Genomic DNA, 320 nt, shown 5'->3' on the forward strand with positions numbered 1-320 from the left:
CTTCTTCCAGGTCGGCCAGGGGCATGGCAAAGCATGGCTCATAAGCAGCACAGGCCAACAGAGCCAGGAAAACGGAATAGGTGACTTTTCGACAACCAGATTTGACCATTACTATTCTCCCAATCAATACGTTGGAAAAATCTATCATGGTCTGAATGCTGACTGCCTAACCATCTTGTCAGGCTCTTCAGTCAGTTATAAACCTTCACGATACAACCAGTAGGGGATGGCATACCCCTTTTCAGCAATACGCTGATAAGCATTCTCGCTGACAGGAACAGACCAGTGTCTGAAGAATAAAGTCAGGTCTTGTCCGGTAA

It is taken from the genome of Parendozoicomonas verongulae, assembly GCF_009711465.1.
GTDB lineage: Bacteria > Pseudomonadota > Gammaproteobacteria > Pseudomonadales > Endozoicomonadaceae > Sansalvadorimonas > Sansalvadorimonas verongulae.